The sequence below is a fragment of the Massilia sp. S19_KUP03_FR1 genome, from assembly GCF_036688685.1.
GTDB lineage: Bacteria > Pseudomonadota > Gammaproteobacteria > Burkholderiales > Burkholderiaceae_D > JALYUM01.
The window spans coordinates 45,781-65,616 of the sequence record NZ_JAQQPS010000007.1; the positions used below are offsets into that span (position 1 = coordinate 45,781).

At 64.6% G+C, this 19,836-nt stretch carries 20 protein-coding genes; 12 read left to right on the forward strand and 8 right to left on the reverse strand.

The window, feature by feature from the left end:
- The first annotated feature begins 12 nt into the window (after positions 1-12).
- Positions 13-861 carry an archaetidylserine decarboxylase gene (gene asd, locus V6M87_RS09430; protein WP_332876361.1) on the forward strand — a complete coding sequence of 283 codons (849 nt, stop codon included), beginning with the start codon at positions 13-15 and terminating at the stop codon, positions 859-861.
- Positions 862-867: 6 nt separating this feature from the next.
- On the opposite strand, the gene V6M87_RS09435 is transcribed toward asd, so the two are convergent.
- Entirely contained in the window at positions 868-1,788 is a 921-nt protein-coding gene (locus V6M87_RS09435; RefSeq protein WP_332876522.1) for a LysR family transcriptional regulator, read from the reverse strand.
- 107 nt (positions 1,789-1,895) lie between these two features.
- Here V6M87_RS09435 and V6M87_RS09440 point away from each other — a divergent pair, with 107 nt between their 5' ends.
- From V6M87_RS09440 to V6M87_RS09450, 3 genes are all read left to right on the forward strand, one after another.
- Complete coding sequence (locus tag V6M87_RS09440; protein WP_332876362.1) at positions 1,896-2,495, forward strand: FMN-dependent NADH-azoreductase; 600 nt, start codon at positions 1,896-1,898, stop codon at positions 2,493-2,495.
- A gap of 73 nt (positions 2,496-2,568) precedes the next feature.
- Positions 2,569-3,366, forward strand: a complete 798-nt coding sequence (locus V6M87_RS09445) for a pirin family protein (RefSeq protein WP_332876523.1) — start codon at positions 2,569-2,571, stop codon at positions 3,364-3,366.
- Positions 3,367-3,486: 120 nt separating this feature from the next.
- Entirely contained in the window at positions 3,487-3,960 is a 474-nt protein-coding gene (locus tag V6M87_RS09450) for a hypothetical protein (protein WP_332876363.1), read from the forward strand.
- Here the strand turns inward: V6M87_RS09450 and V6M87_RS09455 are convergent.
- Positions 3,928-5,091: an acyltransferase family protein gene (locus tag V6M87_RS09455; RefSeq protein WP_332876364.1), complete on the reverse strand. Its 1,164-nt coding sequence runs from the start codon at positions 5,089-5,091 to the stop codon at positions 3,928-3,930. The genes V6M87_RS09450 and V6M87_RS09455 overlap by 33 nt on opposite strands.
- A 102-nt stretch (positions 5,092-5,193) precedes the next feature.
- Between V6M87_RS09455 and V6M87_RS09460 the strand changes: the two genes are divergently transcribed.
- On the forward strand, positions 5,194-6,159 hold the full coding sequence (locus V6M87_RS09460; RefSeq protein WP_332876365.1) for a succinylglutamate desuccinylase/aspartoacylase domain-containing protein: 966 nt from the start codon (positions 5,194-5,196) through the stop codon (positions 6,157-6,159).
- 75 nt (positions 6,160-6,234) lie between these two features.
- On the opposite strand, the gene V6M87_RS09465 is transcribed toward V6M87_RS09460, so the two are convergent.
- Positions 6,235-7,335, reverse strand: coding sequence for an acyltransferase (locus V6M87_RS09465; protein ID WP_332876366.1), 1,101 nt, complete (start codon positions 7,333-7,335; stop codon positions 6,235-6,237).
- 548 nt (positions 7,336-7,883) lie between these two features.
- Here V6M87_RS09465 and xth point away from each other — a divergent pair.
- The 4 genes from xth (at position 7,884) to V6M87_RS09485 (ending at position 12,472) form a co-directional block, all read left to right on the forward strand.
- The gene (xth, locus tag V6M87_RS09470; RefSeq protein ID WP_332876524.1) at positions 7,884-8,672 is read left to right on the forward strand and encodes an exodeoxyribonuclease III; all 789 of its coding nucleotides are present in this window, start codon (positions 7,884-7,886) and stop codon (positions 8,670-8,672) included.
- Positions 8,673-8,819: 147 nt separating this feature from the next.
- Complete coding sequence (locus V6M87_RS09475) at positions 8,820-9,170, forward strand: hypothetical protein (protein WP_332876367.1); 351 nt, start codon at positions 8,820-8,822, stop codon at positions 9,168-9,170.
- A 94-nt stretch (positions 9,171-9,264) separates the two neighbouring features.
- The gene (locus V6M87_RS09480) at positions 9,265-11,337 is read left to right on the forward strand and encodes a TonB-dependent siderophore receptor (RefSeq protein ID WP_332876368.1); all 2,073 of its coding nucleotides are present in this window, start codon (positions 9,265-9,267) and stop codon (positions 11,335-11,337) included.
- A 10-nt stretch (positions 11,338-11,347) separates the two neighbouring features.
- Entirely contained in the window at positions 11,348-12,472 is a 1,125-nt protein-coding gene (locus V6M87_RS09485; protein ID WP_332876369.1) for a DUF1624 domain-containing protein, read from the forward strand.
- 32 nt (positions 12,473-12,504) lie between these two features.
- Here V6M87_RS09485 and V6M87_RS09490 read toward each other — a convergent pair whose 3' ends face one another.
- The gene (locus V6M87_RS09490; protein WP_332876370.1) at positions 12,505-13,278 is read right to left on the reverse strand and encodes a hypothetical protein; all 774 of its coding nucleotides are present in this window, start codon (positions 13,276-13,278) and stop codon (positions 12,505-12,507) included.
- Positions 13,279-13,326: 48 nt separating this feature from the next.
- Entirely contained in the window at positions 13,327-13,647 is a 321-nt protein-coding gene (gene sugE / locus V6M87_RS09495; protein WP_332876371.1) for a quaternary ammonium compound efflux SMR transporter SugE, read from the reverse strand.
- A 154-nt stretch (positions 13,648-13,801) separates the two neighbouring features.
- Here sugE and V6M87_RS09500 point away from each other — a divergent pair, with 154 nt between their 5' ends.
- Both V6M87_RS09500 and pepN read left to right on the forward strand, forming a co-directional pair.
- Positions 13,802-14,860 carry an alkene reductase gene (locus V6M87_RS09500; protein ID WP_332876372.1) on the forward strand — a complete coding sequence of 353 codons (1,059 nt, stop codon included), beginning with the start codon at positions 13,802-13,804 and terminating at the stop codon, positions 14,858-14,860.
- A 94-nt stretch (positions 14,861-14,954) separates the two neighbouring features.
- Positions 14,955-17,606, forward strand: coding sequence for an aminopeptidase N (gene pepN, locus V6M87_RS09505; RefSeq protein WP_332876373.1), 2,652 nt, complete (start codon positions 14,955-14,957; stop codon positions 17,604-17,606).
- 54 nt (positions 17,607-17,660) lie between these two features.
- Here pepN and V6M87_RS09510 read toward each other — a convergent pair whose 3' ends face one another.
- The gene (locus V6M87_RS09510; RefSeq protein WP_332876374.1) at positions 17,661-17,975 is read right to left on the reverse strand and encodes a hypothetical protein; all 315 of its coding nucleotides are present in this window, start codon (positions 17,973-17,975) and stop codon (positions 17,661-17,663) included.
- Positions 17,976-18,023: 48 nt separating this feature from the next.
- On the opposite strand from V6M87_RS09510, the gene V6M87_RS09515 reads away from it, so the two are divergent.
- A complete protein-coding gene (locus V6M87_RS09515; RefSeq protein WP_332876375.1) occupies positions 18,024-18,491 on the forward strand; it encodes an acyl-CoA thioesterase in 468 nt (155 codons plus the stop codon).
- Here the strand turns inward: V6M87_RS09515 and V6M87_RS09520 are convergent.
- Both V6M87_RS09520 and V6M87_RS09525 read right to left on the reverse strand, forming a co-directional pair.
- Positions 18,433-18,852, reverse strand: a complete 420-nt coding sequence (locus V6M87_RS09520) for a c-type cytochrome (protein WP_332876376.1) — start codon at positions 18,850-18,852, stop codon at positions 18,433-18,435. The genes V6M87_RS09515 and V6M87_RS09520 overlap by 59 nt on opposite strands.
- The gene (locus V6M87_RS09525; RefSeq protein ID WP_332876377.1) at positions 18,849-19,697 is read right to left on the reverse strand and encodes an aldo/keto reductase; all 849 of its coding nucleotides are present in this window, start codon (positions 19,695-19,697) and stop codon (positions 18,849-18,851) included. The genes V6M87_RS09520 and V6M87_RS09525 overlap by 4 nt, the downstream gene beginning before the upstream one ends.
- Positions 19,698-19,836 lie beyond the last annotated feature (139 nt).

Genomic DNA, 19,836 nt, shown 5'->3' on the forward strand with positions numbered 1-19,836 from the left:
GAGGTTCGCGCCGTGTCTGATCGCCTGAAAGTATTACCGCAGTACCTGATGCCCAAGCAGGCCATGACGGCGTTCGCCGGCCGCGTTGCCGGCGCGAAGGGCGGCGCGCTGACGACCCGCCTGATCCGCTGGTTCGTCGGCAAATACGGCGTCAACATGGACGAAGCGGCCAATCCCGACATCGCCAGCTACGCCAGCTTCAACGCATTTTTCACGCGCCCGCTGCGCGCGGGTGCGCGACCGCTGGCCAAGGCGCCGTTCATCTGCCCGGTGGACGGCGCCATCAGCCAGTTCGGCGCAATCGACGACCACCAGATTTTCCAGGCCAAGGGCCACACCTTCAGCACCGCGGAACTGGTCGGCGGCGACCAGACGCTGGCAGCGCATTTCCAGCACGGCAGCTTTGCCAACCTGTACCTGAGCCCGAAGGATTACCACCGTCTGCACATGCCGTGCGACGGCCGCCTGACGCGCATGATCTACGTGCCCGGCAAACTGTTTTCGGTGAACCCGACCACCGCGCGCGGCGTGCCCGGCCTGTTTGCCCGCAACGAGCGCGTGGTGTGCGTGTTCGACTCGCCCGAACACGGCCCGTTTGTGCTGGTGCTGGTCGGCGCGACCATCGTCGGCAGCATGGCCACCGTCTGGCACGGCGTGGTCAACCCGACCCGCACGGGCGCCGTCGCCGAGTGGACCTACGCAGACCAGAACATCGTGCTGAAAAAAGGCGACGAGATGGGCCGCTTCCTGCTCGGCTCGACCATCGTCATGCTGTTCCAGGCCGACACCGTCCGCTTCAATCCGGCCTGGCAGCCGGAAGGCAGCGTGCGCCTGGGCGAGGTCATGGGCACCAACACGTAAACCGCGTCAGACCGGCAGGCCGGCCTTGCGGGCTTGCTCGCAGCCCATCTCTTCCATCATGTCGAGGAATACCCGGGTTTTGGCGGGCATCAGGCGCCGCCCCGGGAACACCGCCCAGCCGATCGCCACCGGCAAATCCCATTCGGGCAAGATGCGCACCAATTCGCCCTTGTCCACGTGGGGGCCGGCAAACAGGTCGGAGCTGGCCGCGATGCCCACGCCATTACACGCCATGCGCGCCAGCACTTCGGGCGAGTTGGCGGTCAGGCGCGCGCGCAGGCTGCGCTCCCAGGTTGTCTTGCCGCGGGTGAGCGTCCAGGGCATGGCGCCGCCGGACCGGCTCAGAATGCACAGCAAATCGTGGTTCAGCAAATCATCGGGCTGCTCCGGCAAGCCGCGCAAGCCGATGTAGGAAGGCGCGGCGTACAGGGCCAGTTTTTCGACGATGACCCGGCGTGCCGACAGGCTCGAATCGTCCGGCAGGTCGCCCATGCGGATCGCAATGTCAAAATTTTCCGCCACCAGGTCGACCCGGCGCGGCGACAGATCGAGTTCCAGACTGACCAGCGGATACTTGGCCAGGTAGCGCGCCATCACGCCGCCCATGCTCAGGTTGGCCAGGTCGGCCGGCATCGAGATGCGCAGGCGCCCGCTCGGCGCCACTTGCCGGTGCTGGGCCAGCGCGCCGGCGGCCTCCACTTCATCGGCCACCTTGCGCGCGTGCTCGAGCAAGCTGGCGCCGAACTCGGTCACCATCAGCTTGCGGGTAGTGCGCTGCAGCAGGCGCTCGCCGAGCGTGGCTTCGAGCAGGGCCAGGCGGCGCGACACGGTCGACTTTGGCAAGTCGACGCGCAAGGCCGCCTGCGTAAAGCTGCCGGTCTCGACGATCCGGGCAAACAGCAATAAATCGTTCGGTTCGATATCCATCGATTGTCCCACTGTGCGAATAATGTTATCCATATTATGCTCTACCGGATGGATTTTGGAACTGATAAAGTCTACCCGTCGCAGTTCCATTTACCCAAGGAAATTAAATGAACATTTTGCAAATCAATTCCAGCGCCCGCAGCAGCGGTTCCGAATCGACCCGCCTGGCCGACGCCATCGTCGCCAAGCTGAGCGCCGCCAATGCTGGTGCGCAAGTCACCCGCCGCGACCTGGCCGCCGCACCGCACCCGATCCTGGACGAAGCCGCGCTGGGCGCCCTGTTCACCCCGGCTGACGCCCGCACCGAAGCGCAAAACGCGCGCGTGGCGCTGGACATGGCGCTGGTCGCCCAGGTGCAGGCTGCCGACGTCATCGTCATCGGCGCGCCGATGTACAACTTCGGTATGACCGTGCAATTGAAGGGCTGGTTCGACGCCATCGCCAAGGCCGGCGTGACGTTCCAGTACGGCGCCAACGGCCCTGAAGGCCTGTTGACCGGCAAAAAAGTCTACGTGACCCTGTCGCGCGGCGGCATGCACAAGAACGGCGCTTCCGACGCGCTGGTACCGCACCTGAAAACCCTGCTCGGCTTCCTCGGCATGACCGATGTCACGCTGATTTACGCGGAAGGCCTGGGCATGGGTCCGGAAGCCGTCGCCAAAGCGCAGGCCGAAGCCGACGCCGAAATCGCCGCGCTGGCAGCGTAAGGAGAACCTTGTGGAAGAGATCAAGGTGGCCCGCTCGCGCGGCGTCGAACGCATCATCGCCGGCCAGGCTGTGATGGATGGCGCGGGCGTGCGCATCAACCGCGTGCTGACCCAGCCGCTGCAGCGCCGCCTCGATCCTTTCCTGATGCTCGACGCCTTCGGCAGCGACAAGCCGGGCGACTACATTGCCGGATTTCCGGAACACCCGCACCGCGGCTTCGAGACCATCACGTATATGTTGGCCGGCAAAATGCGCCACCGCGACAGCTTTGGCAACGAAGGCGTGATTACCGATGGCGGCGTGCAGTGGATGACGGCCGGGCGTGGCGTGATCCATTCTGAAATGCCGGAGCAGAACGAAGGCCTGATGGAAGGCTTTCAATTGTGGCTGAACCTGCCGGCGCGCGACAAAATGCAGGCGCCGTGGTACCGGGATATCCCGGCTGCCGAGGTGCCGCGCTTCACCACCGAGGCGGGCGTCACGGTGCAGGTCATGGCCGGCGCCTCGCACGGCGTGCAGGGCGCCGTCGAGCGCGCCGGCACGGAAATCGTCTATCTCGACCTGGCGCTGCCGGCCGGCGCCCGCTTCGACCAGCCGCTGCCTGCCGGACACAATGCATTCCTGTACGTGTTTCGCGGCGAAGCGGTGGTTGGCGGCAAGGGCATCGGCCAGGCGCGCATGGCCATACTCGACAATGCGCCGCAAGCCGATGGCGTCAGCATCAGCGCAGCGTCGGACTGCCGCGTGCTGCTGCTGGCCGGCCGCCCGCTGCGCGAACCGATTGCCCAGCACGGGCCGTTCGTGATGAACACCCAGGCCGAACTGGTGCAAGCGTTCGAGGATTTCCGCGCGGGACGCTTCGCCGCCTGACCTTGTGGCGCCGTCGTTCGTGCCAATAGGGCCCGGATGACGGAAACAAATGCCCGCCATTGCCGCCTTCGCGGCCGCGCGCCAGGCTACACTGGCGCATCTTCCTCATTCTTTATTTTCATGCCGCTGCTTCCCGTCATCATGAACCTGTTGGGCCGCGCCAGCCGCGCGCTCGGGTTCGAGACCATCGATGCTTTCCCGCCCGGCCACGTGCATGCGCGCACGCGCTGGGACCGCGCCTATTTTGATATTGCCTCCGACGTCAAGGCGGACCAGATCGAGTCGGCCGTGTGCGAAGCCATCGCCAACACACCACTGGTATTCGGCCGCATCGTCAACCCGACGCCACGCATGCAGCGCACCGTGCTGGGTATTATCGATGCGCGCCTGCGTGGTTCTGGCGGCGCGCCGGCCGACCTGGTGCGCCTGCTGATCGAGGCCTACCGCAGCGCCGACACGGTCGAAGCCATCCCCGGCCTGCGCGCGGCGATCGCCTCGACCGGACACCTGGAGATGCCGGTGCGCGTGGTGCGCCTGCTCGATTACCTGGCCGACATGCCGTCAGCGTTTGATGTCATTCAAGCCCAACCGTAGAGCACGCACGCTGGTCGGAAAATAGCGCTCGCGCAGCCGCATGAAGGGCGTCTCGACCGCGTAGAACAGCACAGCGCCGGTCAGAACCGACGCAAGCAGCAGGACGCCAACCGCGATCACGCTGTCCGGCGCGTAACCGTATTGTTTCAGCACGCCCGCGCCCAGCACGCACACCTGGCGGTGCAACAAATAGATCGCATACGACCACAACGCGATGCTGGCTGCGCCGGGAATCCGAACCGCCCGCAGCAGCGACTTTTCGGACAGCGCGGCCAGGATCAGCAGGCTGAAGCCGAGCGCCAGCAGCGGGTAGCCGAACACGGTCGGCGCGCGTCCGTACCGGTCATCCAGAAACAGCCAGCTGGCCAGACCCAGCACCGCCAGGCCCAGCAGCGCGCTCAGGTTCCCCTGGCGGGTCAGCCAGGCCCATGTACGCGGATGATATTGCCGGACCAGCGCCAGCGCCACGCCAGCTAACAGTTCATCGGCGCGGCACAAGGTGGCGTAGTAGATGAACTTGAAGTAATGATTTTCGCCGTAAGGGTTGGCGTCGACGACGTCTTGCCAGAGCTGCGCGCGCCACAGCATGCCGCCCATGACCAGCAGCGCCAGCGCCACCCAGGCCAGCCGCAGCGTCCCGCGCAGCATGGGGCACAGCCACGCAGCCAGCAAGGCGACTGCCGGCAACACCATATAAAACTGTTCTTCGATGCACAGCGACCAGGCATGCGAAAACGCGGTGCCGGGCGGCAGCCGGAAATTGAGCGTGAAGGTGAGCAGGCGCCACAGGTCCGGCAGGGGCGCTTCGCCGCGAAAGCCGGGCAGCAGGAAATACAGCGCTACCACCACGTAGAAATTCGGCAGCGTGCGCAGTAGGCGGCGCGCATAAAAGCGCCCCAGCGACAGGCCGCGCGGGTCGGCCATTGCGGCGAAGATCTGGCGTCCGATCAGGTGGCCGGACAGCGCGAAAAACAGGTCGACACCGGCCCAGCCCATCTGCCCGACCCAGCCGAAGGTGTGCGCGTCGCGCGTGACGAACAGCGTGTAGTGGTGCAGCACGACCAGGGTCACGGCGAGCGCGCGCAGGGTGTCGAGGCCGGCCAGGCGGGTAGAAGGGTGAAACGTCGCCATGCAGTTTTGCGTCGAAGGAAACCCGGATCATGCCACGCTGCCCCGCCCGCCGCCATGAATTCCCGATAAAATGGTACCACCTTGTTTATTTGGAATACAGCAATGACCAGCGTCCCTGAGCTTCAGTTTAAATCCATCAACTACACCGGGCTGGGGAATGGCCCGCGCCTGATCGTCACTGGCGCCGTGCACGGCAATGAAACCTGCGGCACCAAGGGGATCCTGCGCGTGATGGCCGAACTCGACAGTGGCGCCCTGCTGATCAGGAGCGGCAGCGTCACCTTCGTCCCCATCGTCAACCCGCTGGCCTATCAGAAACAGCAGCGATCGGGTGATCGCAACCTGAACCGCAACCTGTTCCCGAATCCCGATCCGCAGGATTTCGAAGACCGTATTGCCAACTGGCTGTGCCCCCTGCTGGGCCAGCACGATGTGCTGCTCGACCTGCACTCGTTCAATGCTGCCAGCGAACCGTTCGTCATGGTCGGCCCACAAAACAATGAAGGCAGCTTGCAGCCGTTCGGCCATGCCGCCAAGGAACGCGCGCTGGCGCGCCGGCTGGGCGTGCGCAGGTTTGTCGACGGCTGGCTGGCCACCTACGGCGAGGGCGTGCAGCGCCGCAGCCGTGGCGACGCCGCTGCACTCGAGACCAATTTGCGCTACGGCGTCGGGACCACCGAATTCATGCGCAGCACTGGCGGCTACGCGCTCACGCTCGAATGCGGTCAGCACGCCGACCCGGCTGCACCGGATGTCGCCTACCGCGCCATTCTGAATGCCCTCGCGCACCTGGAACTGATCGATGCGCCCCGCCCGGAGCCGATCGCGCTCGATGACATGGACGCACTGTCGATGGTCGTGGTGTACGATAAACTCGAAGCCGGCGACCGTTTCACGCGCACCTGGTCGAGCTTTGACCCGGTCGCTGAAGGTGAGCAGATCGGTGTGCGCGCCGACGGCACGCCGGTACTAGCGGCATTCGCTGGCCGCATCCTGTTCCCGGACGTGAACGCCCAGCCCAACCACGAGTGGTATTACCTCGCGCGCCCGAACGGCAACTTCGTTTGATGAAGGCGCCTGCGTGCAGGCCAGCGACGCCCCGCAGCGGGGATGGTAATCGTTTAAACGCTGAACCGCGCCCGCTCAGCGCGGCGCCATACGCCGTTCCATCGCCACTGGCCACATGCCCGGCAGAGCGGGGGCGACACGGCGCTCAACCCGGACTGTCGTCTTGCTGCGCCCGCCGATGGCAAGCGAGAATGGGCCGGGCATGACCCGCATCGCCATTTTGTAGAGTGCGATTAAGATTGCCACGACGACGAATGGCATCACGACCGTGAATACAGGAACCGGAACCGGCGCGCCTGCCAATTTGTTCAATTTCCACAGGCCGAACAGTAAGGGGGCGTGAGAAATGAAGATAAAAAAGCTGTAGCGGCTCTGTTTTACAGCCCATTGACCGAAGCTGGTTTCGACCAGCACGGCGCTGATCGGCCAGATCAAGAATGGCGCCACCAGACGCAGGACGAGGATACTACCGTCACCAAACCACACTGCGTACATACATAACGCAACGAATGCTGCAAATGCGGGATAAGCGTATCGATCGATCGCGCGGAGATTAGATTGATGCAATGCAATTATTCCGCCCGCATAAAACATGACCGGCATATCGCCGCGCAAAATCAATAAGCCGTCCAGGTCGGACAAGAAGAATACCGCAACGGCGGCCAGTCCGACAAAAGGTGTGCGGCGCAAAACCCATCCGAACAGTGGCGTCAATAGAATGAGCACCATCAAGTCGCGCAGGAAATACAGCGGAAGATTGATCGGATAGCCAAATATGCCAAACATGGAAGTCAGCCAGGCGCGCGCATCCTGCATGGCGGCGCGGTCATAAACAATCGACGCGCCAAAAAAACGATCAGCCAGGACATCGATCAACAGCATACCCAGGTTAAAGATCAGGAAGGGCAACAGCAGCGTGCGGGCTTTTTTGGCAATCAGCTTGCGAAAATTAGTATCCAGGCCAGATTTGAACAGGCAATAACCTGAAATAAGCGTCAACACGGGCACCGTGGCGCGGAAAAAACCATTCTGGAAAAATGCGACCAACAGCGGAAACCATTCATTTGGCACCGCGCCATATGGCGCGTACGGTGGCGTATGTACCACGACGACTCCGAAAATCATCAGGAATCGAAGCATATTGATTCGCTGACTGACCGCACCTTGAATTGCCACGCGATTTCCTTTGTAATTACATGCTGAATCTGAGATGGGATCAGAAAGATACCACGAAATTCACATAGTTGCCCAAATAATATTATGGTTTTTTCTAGGTAATTTTTTACGAGCCGGTTTACGATTGCCGTTTCTGAAGACCGCTTCCGAGACACGCCCCCCGCCCGTATTGACGGCTGAGAAACCAGTGCCAATGGATGAGTAATGCTGCTGTGCAAGATGTGTACATTATAATATTAATTTACGCATGTCCAGCGTAGCTCTATTGAATCAGTATAAAAGTGTGTCCTGTTGAACAAGCGGCGCACGCCAGTTCAGCCATGTCAGCAGTTTTTCTGTCGCGTGTTCTTGTGCGGGTTTTGACACGGGGTTCGTGGTTTCAAGAGGCTTTCACGATATGCAACCGGGCGCCCGGCGATCAAGTCGAGCAAATGCCTGAGCCGAATTGCCGATCGGGTATCATCAGCGCCACCTATCGCTTTCTGGTGCAATCATTGATTGCCGCCGTGGCGCTGAAACCCGCATCGATCAAGAGTCTGGAGCAAAAAATGAAGATTGCCACCTTTAACATCAACGGCATTGGCAGCCGCCTGCCGGCCCTGCTCCAATGGTTGGAAGAAACCCAGCCGGATGTCGCCTGCCTGCAGGAACTGAAAGCCCCGACCGAGAAATTCCCAGAGCAAGCGCTGCGCGATATCGGCTATCACGCGATCTGGCAGGGCCAAAAAAGCTGGAATGGTGTGGCGATCCTGGCACGCGGCGTGCAGCCGCAGGAAGTGCAACGTGGCTTGCCGGGTGACACCAGCGACGAGCAAAGCCGCTACCTGGAAGCGGCTGTCAACGGCGTGCTGATCGCATGCCTGTACCTGCCCAACGGCAACCCTGCGCCCGGCCCCAAGTTCGACTACAAACTGGCCTGGATGGAGCGCTTCATCGAGCGCGCCGCCGGCCTGTACGCCAGCGGCGCGCCGGTGGTGCTGGCCGGCGACTACAACGTCATTCCGACCCCTGACGACGTCTACAAACCCGAACGCTGGCTGACAGACGCCCTGTTTCGCCCCGAAACCCGGGCCGCATTCGAGCGCCTGATGGCGCAGGGCTGGCTCGATGCGCTGCGTCACATGCATCCGGACGAAACGATCTACACCTTCTTCGACTATTTCCGCGAAGCCTACAAGCGCAACGCCGGCCTGCGCATCGACCATTTATTACTCAGTCCGGCCGTCGCCCGGGGTCTCGTTGCAGCGCAAGTCGACCACGATGTGCGCGGCCGCGAGAAGCCGAGCGACCACGCGCCGACCTGGATCGAACTGGATATGACGAAAGTGCACGGTTAGCGCGAGGACGGATAGACAACCGGGTTCGTCACGCTGCGCACCTGTTTTTTTGGTTACCTTACATGATGGGCGCCTGAATTTTCCGCGCACTGCGGTGCACTGCGGAATTGATAATAAATTGCCATTCGGCTACACTGCCGCCCAGCCATGACATCCCTTACTGCCCCACACATCCTGCCCCGCCCTGCCGCTCCCTGCGGCCGGCCGGCGTGGGCGGCGTGGCTGGCACGGCTGCTCGCCATCGTCCTGCTGGTGCAGCTGTTCGCACTGACGCAGCATGACCACCCCGTCTCGTCCAAATCGCAGCACTGCGCTGCCTGCGCACTGCATGCGCAGCCGCATGCCGGGCCGCCCCAGGCGCTGCCGGCGCCTGCGCCATTCAGCTGGACGCTATTACACGCCGCGTTGCAGGTTCCCCCTCTCGCAGCGCCGGCCCGTGCGGCGGCCTGGCTGCTGCCGCCCGCACACGCCCCGCCCGCTTTCCTGCCGCTAGCCTGATCTGGCGCGCGCCCCGGTGCGCGCCATCCCTCTCATTTTGCGGAACTTGCACGCAGGCCTGGCTTCGTGCTGTCCGCTAGCGCAGGAAACATGTATGCACCACTTCTCCCTCCGTTGCCTGGCGTATCTCGCCGGCAGCATGCCGCTCATCGCCCTGGCCGATCCGGCCACCGACACCGTCATCGTCACTGGTGAACGCGCGGCCTACCGCAACCTGTCCGTGGCCGGCGCCACCAAGACCGACAGCTTGCCGCGCGACTTGCCGCAAAGCGTACGCACCCTCAACGCCGACCTGTTGCAAGACGCCGGCGTCAGCTCGCTGTCCGGCGCCCTCGAACTCACCAGCGGCATCAGCCGCCAGAGCGACCTGGGTGGCCTGTGGGACAGCTACGCCATGCGCGGCTTCACGGGCGACCCGAATTTCGGGTCCGACTATATGGTCAACGGCTTTTCCGCCAGCCGTGGCTATAACGGCCTGCGCGACGTCGCCGGCACCCAGGCGATCGAAGTGCTGAAGGGCCCGAGTTCGGCCTTGTACGGGCGGGGCGAACCGGGCGGCACCGTCAACATCCTCACCAAAAAGCCGCGCTTCAAGCCGGACGCCACGCTCGAGCTGTCCATCGGCAGCCATGCAAGCAAGCGCGGCGCCATCGACGTGACGGGGCCCTTGTCCGAGACCGTCGCTTACCGTCTGAACGCCGCGCACCAGGCCGGCGGGTCGTTCCGCGACACGGCCCACACCAGCCGCGATTACCTGGCGCCCTCCTTCGTCTGGCTGGCCGGGCGCGATACCACCGTGTCGTATGAAATCGAGGCCACGCGCCAGCGTGCGCCGTTCGACCGCGGCATACCGGCCATCGGGGGCATCCTCGGCGCGGTGCCGGTCGAGCGCTTCCTTGGCGAGCCCGGCGACGGCCGCAGCACCGTCCAGTCGCTTGGCCAGCAACTGTTCGTCCAGCACGTCCTGGCCGAGGGCTGGTCGCTGCAAGGCGGCGCCGCGTATCGCAACAGTGCCCTGCAAGGTTTTTCGAGCGATGCAAACGACTTGCTGGCCGATGGCCACACGCTGCGCCGCCAGCGCCGCTACCGCGACTGGTCCGCACTGGACCGCTCGGCACGCATCGAACTGCTCGGCAGCGCCAGCCTGCTCGGCATGCGTCATGCCTTCCTGGCCGGCGTCGAGGGCTACCGTTTCGACGACTACCGCGTGCAACTGCGTCGCAATCCCTCGGCCGCCAACCCGTACGCGATCGATGTGTTCAACCCCGTCTACGGCGCCGTGGCCGCGCCGCTGACGCTGTCGATCGACACGCTCGAGCACCAGCGTGCCAGCGGCCTGTATCTGCAGGATCAGCTCGACCTGGCGCCACGCTGGAAGGCACTGCTCGGGGTGCGCGCCGACCAATATCATCAAACCGTCATCAATCGTCGCACGGCGGCCGTCAACCAGCAGGATCTGAGCGCCGTCAGCCCGCGCGCCGGGCTGGTGTACCAGCCGAGCGGCGCCGTGGCGCTGTACGCCAGCGTCGCGCGCGGGTTCCGGCCGAACAGCGGGATCGCGATCGACAACAGCGCCTTCCCGGCCGAACAAAGCCGCTCGCACGAACTGGGCGTCAAGGTCGACACGCCAGCTGGCCTGGCCGGCACGCTCGCGGTGTACCGGATCGACAAGGACAATGTGCTCACACCCAACCCCGCCAACACCGATTTCTCGATGCCTGCGGGCGCCGTCGCCAGCAAGGGTGTGGAATTCGATGTGGCCGGCCAGTTGCGCAAAGGACTCAAGCTGTCGGCCGCGTACGCCTATACAGACGCGCGCGTGACGCATGGCGACAATACCATCCGCACCGGCAGCCGGTTTCCGAACGTGCCGCGCCACAGTGCCAACTTGCTGCTGGTGGCCAGCAGCGCCAATGCGTCCTTCGGCGGCGGTCTGGCGTACCTGGGCGCGCGTTTCGGCAATGTGGCCGCGTCAAGCGACTTCCGCCTGCCCGGCTACACCACGGCGCGCCTGCTGGCCAGCTATGCAGCAGGCCCGCACTGGCGGGTGTCCGCCCACATCGAGAACCTGTTCGACCGGCGCTACTATGCCAGCGCCTACAGCCCGCTGTGGGTGGCGCCCGGGACCACCCGCAGCATGAACGCAACCTTGTCCTACCGTTTTTAAGGCGCCATCGATGACAAACCAACGTATCGCCTCAATCGACGTCGCACGCGGCCTGGTCATGCTCCTGATGACGGTCGACCATGTACGCGAGACTTTTTTCATGCAGCACCAGGTGAGCGACCCGATGGACCTCGCCGCCACCAGCCCGGCGCTGTTTTTTACGCGCCTGAGCGCGCACTTCTGCGCACCGATGTTCGTGTTCCTGACCGGGCTGTCGGCCTGGCTGTACGCCAATCCGGCCAGCGGCCCGCGCGACCCGACCAGCTTCCTGGTCAAACGCGGCCTGCTGCTGGTCACCATGGAGATCGTGGTGGTCAACTTCGCCTGGAGCGGCAGCTTCACGCCCGCAATACTGTATCTGCAGGTGATCTGGGCGATCGGGCTGGCGATGCTGACGCTGGCACTGCTGCAGCGCCTGCGTCTGGCCGTGCTGGCGGCACTCGGCGTGCTCATCGTGGGCGGGCACAATGCGCTCGCCGGTGTCGCGTTTGAGCCGGGCAGCGTGGCGGCAAGCGTGTGGACCATCCTGGAACAGCGCGGCTACCTGCTGGAAACGCCGCTACGGGTGAAAGTCAGCTATCCGGTGCTGGCATGGATCGGTGTGATCCTGCTCGGCTATGCGTGCGGGCCGCTGTTCGCGCGCGCTGCGGCACCACTGCGGCGCCGGCGTTGTCTGATGCTGGGCGGGAGCTTGTGCCTGGCGCTGCTGGTGCTGCTGCGCACCGTCAACGCGTATGGCGAGCCGGTGCCGTGGACGGTGCAGGCCGATGCGCTGCATAAGGTGATGGCCTTCGTGAACTTCACCAAATATCCGCCGTCGCTGGACTTTTTGCTGCTGACCCTGGGCTGCGGGGTGCTGGTGCTGGCCTGGCTCGACGCGCGCGATACAGCCTTCACGCGCATCGCCGCCGTGTTTGGCGGGGCGCCGCTGTTTTACTACCTGCTGCATTTATACGTGCTGCTGGGGCTGGGACGGATGGCGGCGGCGGCAAGCGGGGTGAGCCGGGCCGACGTGACCGCGGTGTGGCAGATCTGGGCGATTGCGGCAGCGCTGGTGGCGGCGCTGTACTGGCCCACGCGCCGGTTTGGCCAGTACAAGCGCACCAGCCACAGGGCGTGGGTGAAGTACCTGTAGCGCCGGGCAGCCAGGCGCGCGAGGATCGGTGATCAGGAATCGCGCGCCATCTGGTGCTCAACCAGAGTACGCGTGATGGTGCCGCTGGCAGCAAGTTCACGCGCCGCCAGGTCGCGCAAGGCGTCATGTTGCAGCCCGTCGAGCAGCGCCGCACGCAATTGCCTGGCCTCGGCGGCTCGCCCAAGCCCCTCGAGTACCGCCATGCCAATCGCAACCTCGCCGACCAGTCCGCTCAGGCTGGCAGCCAGGCGCGGCGCTTCGTGCGCGCCGGGATACAGCGGCATCGTACGCGCATCGAAATTGATCGCGTCAAGGTAACGCAGCGGCGCGCCGCGATAACGGTCAGCCAGCGCAAACCTGCCGGTCGCCACCAGCGCCGGCAGGGCCGCACCGGCATAGGTTTCAGCCAGCGCGGGTTGGTCCGCGTCCAGGCGTTGAAACAAGGTGGCGGTTGAGGCAGGCTCGTCGATCATCCGGTTGATGTCGACGACAATCGCAAAACGCGTCGTTTGCCTCGTGCGGCCCTCGTCGAAAATGGGTTCGCCAGGCGGGCCGAAAAAAAGGTCGCCGGCAAGCAGTTGCCGGATCTGCGCCTCGCGCAAGGTCTGCAAGGCGGCGCGCGCAGGCGGGTAGGCCGCCACCAGCATTTGCCAGCCGAACATCGTGATGAACAGGCGCGAGCGACCAGAAACCGTGGCGCACGCCTCTTCCGCGAACAATTGCTTCAGCAGGGACAGCGCTTCGGCGAAACGGCCGTCCGCGTGGGCGGCCAGCGCGGCGGTGACGAGTGGATCGCGATCGGGCATGGGCATCCTCCGGTAAAGCGCAAGTGTAGATCGGGCCGCGCCGCGCGCTCAGTGCGGCGTCAGGATCTTCAGGCCGATAATGCCGACCACGATGAGTCCGATGGCGCCCAGTCGCAGGGCCCCGGCCGGTTCGCCCAGCATCAGCATGCCGGCGATCGCCACGCCGACCGTGCCGATGCCGGTCCAGACGGCATATGCCGTCCCCAGCGGCAGGTCGCGCAGGGCCAGCCCCAGCATCCCGACGCTGCCTAACATGGCCAGCAAGGTAAACAGCGACGGAATCAGGCGCGTAAAACCCGCGGTGTATTTCAGGCCCACGGCCCAGCCGACTTCCAGCAACCCCGCCAGAACCAGGTAAATCCAGCTCATGCAAACTCCGACAGAAAATGAATGATGCCCCAGTATAACATTAGTGTTTTTCAGCCTTTCAGCAGAGTTGGCGCAGATACCGTAGCATCGTGTGCAGCGGGCCAATGCCAGCGCCCGCATCCATCCAACCGCACCAGCCAAAGAACCAAACCACATGACGACATTATTTGACCCGATCCAGGTCGGCGACCTGACCCTGCCAAACCGCATCATCATGGCACCGCTCACGCGCGCCCACGCACCCGGCGCCGGCCGCGTGCCGAATGCCCTCATGGCCGAATACTACACGCAGCGCGCCAGTGCCGGCCTGATTCTGTCGGAAGCGACCTCCGTCACGCCGATGGGCGTGGGCTACGCCGACACGCCAGGCATCTGGTCCGACGAGCAGGTGGCCGGCTGGAAGCTGATCACCGACGCGGTGCACGCAGCCGGCGGTCGCATCATGCTGCAACTGTGGCACGTGGGCCGCATCTCGGACCCGGTATTCCTCGACGGCTCGGCGCCGGTGGCGCCGAGCGCAATCGCCGCCGTCGGCCACGTCAGCCTGCTGCGCCCGATGCGCGATTTCCCGGTCCCGCGCGCGCTCGACCTGGAAGAACTGCCGGGCATCGTCGCCGCCTTCCGCAAGGGCGCCGAGAACGCCAAACTGGCCGGTTTCGACGGCGTGGAAGTGCACGGCGCGAATGGTTACCTGCTCGACCAGTTCCTGCAGGACAGCACCAACCACCGCACCGACAACTACGGCGGCACCATCGAAAACCGCGCCCGCCTGTTGCTGGAAGTGACCGACGCCTGCATCGCTGTCTGGGGCGCCGGGCGCGTCGGCATGCACCTCTCGCCGCGCGGCGACATGCACACCATGGGCGACGCGGATCCGGCCGCCACCTTCGGTTACGTCGCACGCGCACTCAAGCAGCGCGCCATCGCGTTCATATTCGCGCGCGAATCAGTGGGCGCCGACAGCCTGGGCCCAATGCTCAAGGATGCCTTCGGCGGCGTGTATATCGCCAACGAAAAATTTACCAAAGAAAGCGCGACTGCCCTGATCAACGAAGGCAAGGCCGATGCCGTCGCCTTCGGACAGTGGTTCCTGGCCAACCCTGACTTGCCGCGCAGACTGGAACTGAATGCGCCGATCAACCAGCCGAACTACGAAACTATTTATCAGCCAGGCCCGGTCGGCTATACCGATTACCCCGCCCTGCCTGCGTAAACACGCCGGTCCGCAGTCACGGCGGCACTGTCATTCGGTAGTGCCGCCGTGTTATTCTTGGTGACGATTTTGTTCGCCTGACCAGGACCCTCACTTGAAATCATTTGCCGCATCCGCGCTGGCGCTCGCCATCGCAAGCTCAATTCCCGCGCTCGCCGCGCCAGCCGCCACCGCAGCGACCTCCCGCCCCGAGAATGCCTTTCTGGCGCAGGCTGACGCCGCCGCCCGCGCCGCGCGTGTGGCGAATGTCGATTACGTGCTCGATTTCAGCTTGACTGGCAAGGAAAGTTTTAACGCTACCACCACCGTGCAGTTCGACTTGCTGGACGCCAGCACGCCACTGACCCTCGACCTCGACAAGGCGAGCATCGCCATGCTGACCGTCAACGGCAAGCAGGTCACGCCGGTCTATAACAACTGGTTCATCACGCTCGCCCCCGCCGACCTGGTCAAGGGCCGCAACCTCGTCAGCGTGGTTTACCAGCGCCTGCACAGCACCAACGGCGAAGGCTTGCACCGTATGAAAGACCCGGTCGATGGCCTGGTCTACACCTACTCGCACTTCGAGCCGGCCGCGGCGCACCAGATGTTCGCCGTGTTCGACCAGCCCGACCTGAAAGCGACATACCAGCTGAGCGTGACGGCGCCGCGCGACTGGACTGTCATCTCGACCATGCGCGAAAGTGGCGTCGAGCCGGCCGCGGCCGAGAGCCGCCGCTGGACCTTCCCGCGCACCAAAAAACTCAGTCCCTACAATTTTTCCATGCATGCCGGCCCCTACAAGATGTGGGAAGACAACAGCGGCCCCTACCCGATGCGCCTGTTCGCCCGCCAGTCGGTGGCCAGCCAGATCAAGCCGGACGAGTGGTTCAAGTACACCAAACAGGGCTTGGCCTTCTTCGACAATTATTTCGGCGTCCCCTACCAGTTCGCCAAGTACGACCAGATCCTGGTGCCCGACTTTCTGTACGGCGCCATGGAAAACGCCGCCGCCATCACCTTCGGCGAAGCGGGCTTCCTGTACAAGGCGGACATGACCGCGGCAGAGCGCCAGAGCCTGGCCAGCGTGATCATGCACGAGATGGCGCACCAGTGGTTCGGCGACCTGGTCACCATGAAATGGTGGAACGGCTTGTGGCTGAACGAAAGTTTTGCGTCCTTCATGGGTACGCTCGCCACCGCCGAGGCGACCGAATTCAAGGATGCCTGGCGCGATTTTTATTCGGGCGGCAAACAGGGAGCCTATGCGCAGGACCAGACCGCCAGTACGCACCCGATCGAAGTGCCGGTGCCGTCCACGGCAAATGCCTTCGACAATATCGATGCGATCACCTATTCGAAAGGTGCCTCGACACTGATGCAGCTGCGCCACTTGCTGGGCGAAGAGGTGTTCCGCAAGGGCGTGCACAACTATCTCACCAAATTCGCCTACCAGAACGCGACGCTGGACGATTTTATCGGCACGCTGGGCGAGACGGCCGGACGCGACCTGAAGCCCTGGACCGCCGAATGGCTGTACCAGGCTGGCGTGAACACGCTCGTCGCCAACTACCAGTGCAAGGCCGGCCGCATCAGCAGTTTTAGCTTGCAACAAAGCGCCCCGAGCGCCGCCCTGCCAGCCCTGCGCGAGCAGCGCGTGCAAGTGGCCACATTCACACGCGCCGGCGACAAGCTGGCGCTCGGCAAGAACGTGGCCGTGACCTACCGCGGCGCGTCGACCAGCGTCCCTGGCCTGGTCGGCAGCGCCTGCCCCGACCTGGTGTACCCGAACTACCAGGATTGGGGCTTTGTGAAAATCGCCCTCGACGCGCGTTCGCAGGCCACAACGCGCGCCCATCTGGCCAAGGTCGACGACCCGCTGCTGCGCGCGATGCTGTGGCAAAGCCTGTGGGACGGCGTACGCGACGGCAAAACGTCGCTGCTCGACTTCATCGACACCGCCCTGCACAACGTCCCGACCGAGAAAGATTACACCTTGCTGGGCGACGTGCTGGGCAAGCTTGGGTCGGCCCGCCGCCTGCTCGATCGCATGCACGTCGATAGCCCGGCGACCCGCCGCGCCGGCGTCGCCCTCGAAGCGATGGCCTGGAACGGCGTGCTGGCCAATGCCGCCAACGGCGACTTCCAGCGCCGCTGGTTGCGCAGCTACCTCGACCAGGCCGGCAGCGTCGACGCGCAGCAGCGCCTCGCCGGCCTGCTCGACGGCACCGTGAAGGTCGACGGCCTGGTGGTCAACCAGGACGTGCGCTGGGACATCCTGCAACAGCTGAGCCGGCGCGACTACCCGGGCAGCGCCGCGCTGGTGAGCGCCGAAGCGGTGCGCGACAAGTCCGCAGCCGGCCAGGCCGCGGCCATTGCCGCCGAGGTGGTGCGCCCCGCGGCCGCCAACAAGGCACGCTGGCTGGCCACCATCCAGGACACCAAAACGGCGCTGCCATTTTCCCAAATCCGCGTCGCCATGTTCAGCCTCTATCCCGGCGAACAAGGTGCGTTCAGCGAAGCGACAGCGGACCAGCGCCTGGCACAACTGGCCGTGCTGGACCAGAGCGCCGGCCCGGTCTACATGCGCGCCTACGCCGGCGCCATGATCCCGTCCAACTGCACGCCAGCGAGCGTGGCGCGGCTGGCACAGGCGTCGCGCAGCATGACGACGCTGTCGGCGCTGACCCGGCGCGCGCTGCAGAACAGGCTGGAAGAAGACCAGCGTTGCGTGGCCATCAAGCGCACGATGACGGGCGCAAAGTAAACGCACCTCGAACCAGCGCAGGGCCGGGACCCTGCCGGGATCCGGAAACAAACCTCAGCGCCGCGTGCACAGCTGCGCCAGCCGGCGCCAGGTGCCCTCGCCCTGGCAGACCCCGGGTGGCCGCGTGTTCAGCAGCTGCCCGAGGTCGAGCGGCGCCGCCTCGCGCACGCGCACGTCGCGGGCGACCCTCATGCACACCACGTCCTGCCACGCCGCGCCGTAGCTGCCCGGCACCGGCACGGCCCCGCGTAGCGACAAGGCCGCCCGTTCGCATGCGCTGCGGTCGCGATAAGCGCCACGCAGACGCGCGCCGTCGAGTGTGACGTCGACGCCCTGTTGCAGGTACAGCAGCAAAACCATGGTGTACATGACAGTAGAATAGGCACACCCGCACAACCATGCTTGACAAGGATGCAGATGAACGACGGAACCAGCTGGGACTTTCCCGGTCCGCACACAATCGCGTGCACGCCAGCGGACACCGACATCGATGGCCTGAACCACACGAATAACGGCGTGTACGTGCGCTGGTGCCAGGATGCCGGCTGGTCGCATTCGGCAGCACTGGGCCTGACGCTGCGCGACTACCAGCAGCTCGATCGTGCCATGGCAATCCGGCGCGGCGAATACGATTATTTGCTGGCAACCTCGGTGGGCGAAGCGCTGACGCTGGCCACCTGGCTGGTCGCCACCGACGGCCTGATGACGATGGCGCGACGCTTCCAGCTGGTGCGCGACCGCGATGGCGCCACCGTGCTGCGCGGGCGCTGGGACCTGGTGTGCATCGAAATTTCCAGCGGCCGCCCAAGGCGCATGCCGCCGGCGTTCACTTCGGCTTATTTGCCGGCGCTGGTGGCGCTAAAGGCGCCACCAGCGCCGCCGTAAAAGTCTTCATGTAGCCGATCAGGTTGACGATCTGCTGCTGGTCGCTGATGCCCCAGAAGCGCATCTTGTTACCTGGAATGAATTCACTGGGCGCGCGCAGGAAGCCGGCCAGGTTCTGCTCGCTCCAGCTGAAGTTGGCATTTTTGAGGACCGCCGAATACGCGAAATCGGTCGTGCTGCCGGCGCGGCGCCCGACGATGCCGTTCAGCTGCGGCGCATAGCCACCGCGCGCATACGGTCCCACCGCATGACACGACGCGCACTTCTGAAACGCCGCCTTGCCCGCGACCAGGTCGGCCGGCGCGGCGTGCGCGCCCGCGCCGAGCACCAGCAGGAACAGGACCGAAACACGCGCCATCATCGCATCGCCAGTGGCGTGGCCCGGCGCGGCGGCGGAAACGCCGCGTCCAGCTCGGACAGGTCAGCACCAGAGAGCAACACGTTCAGTGCCGCCCGGTTCTGCTCGACATGCTCCAGCTGGACCGCTTTCGGAATCACCGCCACGTTCGGCCGGTGCAGCAGCCACGCTACGGCCAACTGGCCCGGCGTGATGCCGTGGCGCGCGGCCACAGAGACCAGCGTGGCGTTGCGCAGCAGGCTGGACGTTTCCGCCGGAGACGAATCCAGCGGCGAGTACGCCATCAGCGGCATGTGCTGCTGGTGCATCCATGGCAGCAAATCCCATTCAACGCCGCGCTTGGGCAGGTTGTACAGCACCTGGTTCGTCGCAATGGCTGCGCCACCCGGCAAGCCGGCCGCTTCCAGCATGTCGTCGCGGTCGAAATTGCTGACGCCAAACTCGAGGATCTTGCCCTCAAGCTGCAGCGCCAGCAAGCCGGCCAGCGTCTCTGCCAGCGGCATATCGCCACGCCAGTGCAGCAGGTACAGGTCGAGGCGGTCGGTGCCGAGTCGGCGCAGGCTGCGCTCGCACGCTGCGCGCACGCCTGCCCGGCTGGCATTGTGCGGATACACCTTGCTGACCAAAAACACCGCATCGCGCCGACCGGCAATGGCTGCGCCCACCACTTCCTCAGCCCCGCCCTCGCCATACATTTCGGCCGTGTCGATCAGGTTCATCCCCAGGTCCAGGCCCAGTTGCAAGGCCGCCACTTCGGCGCCGCGCGCCTGCCGGTCCTCCCCCATATTCCAGGTACCCTGCCCCAGCGCCGGCATGGTGCGGCCGGACGGCAATCTGACTGTGCGCATCTGTTCTCCTCGTGTAGGCGTCCACCATAGCGCAGCAAGCATTTTGCCGCCAGCACGCACGGATGGCTGCGCCTTGTTTTAAGGAAAATCAAAGACAACCTTGCGCAAACCGTCCGCATCGACGCTTGTGTCAGGTCAA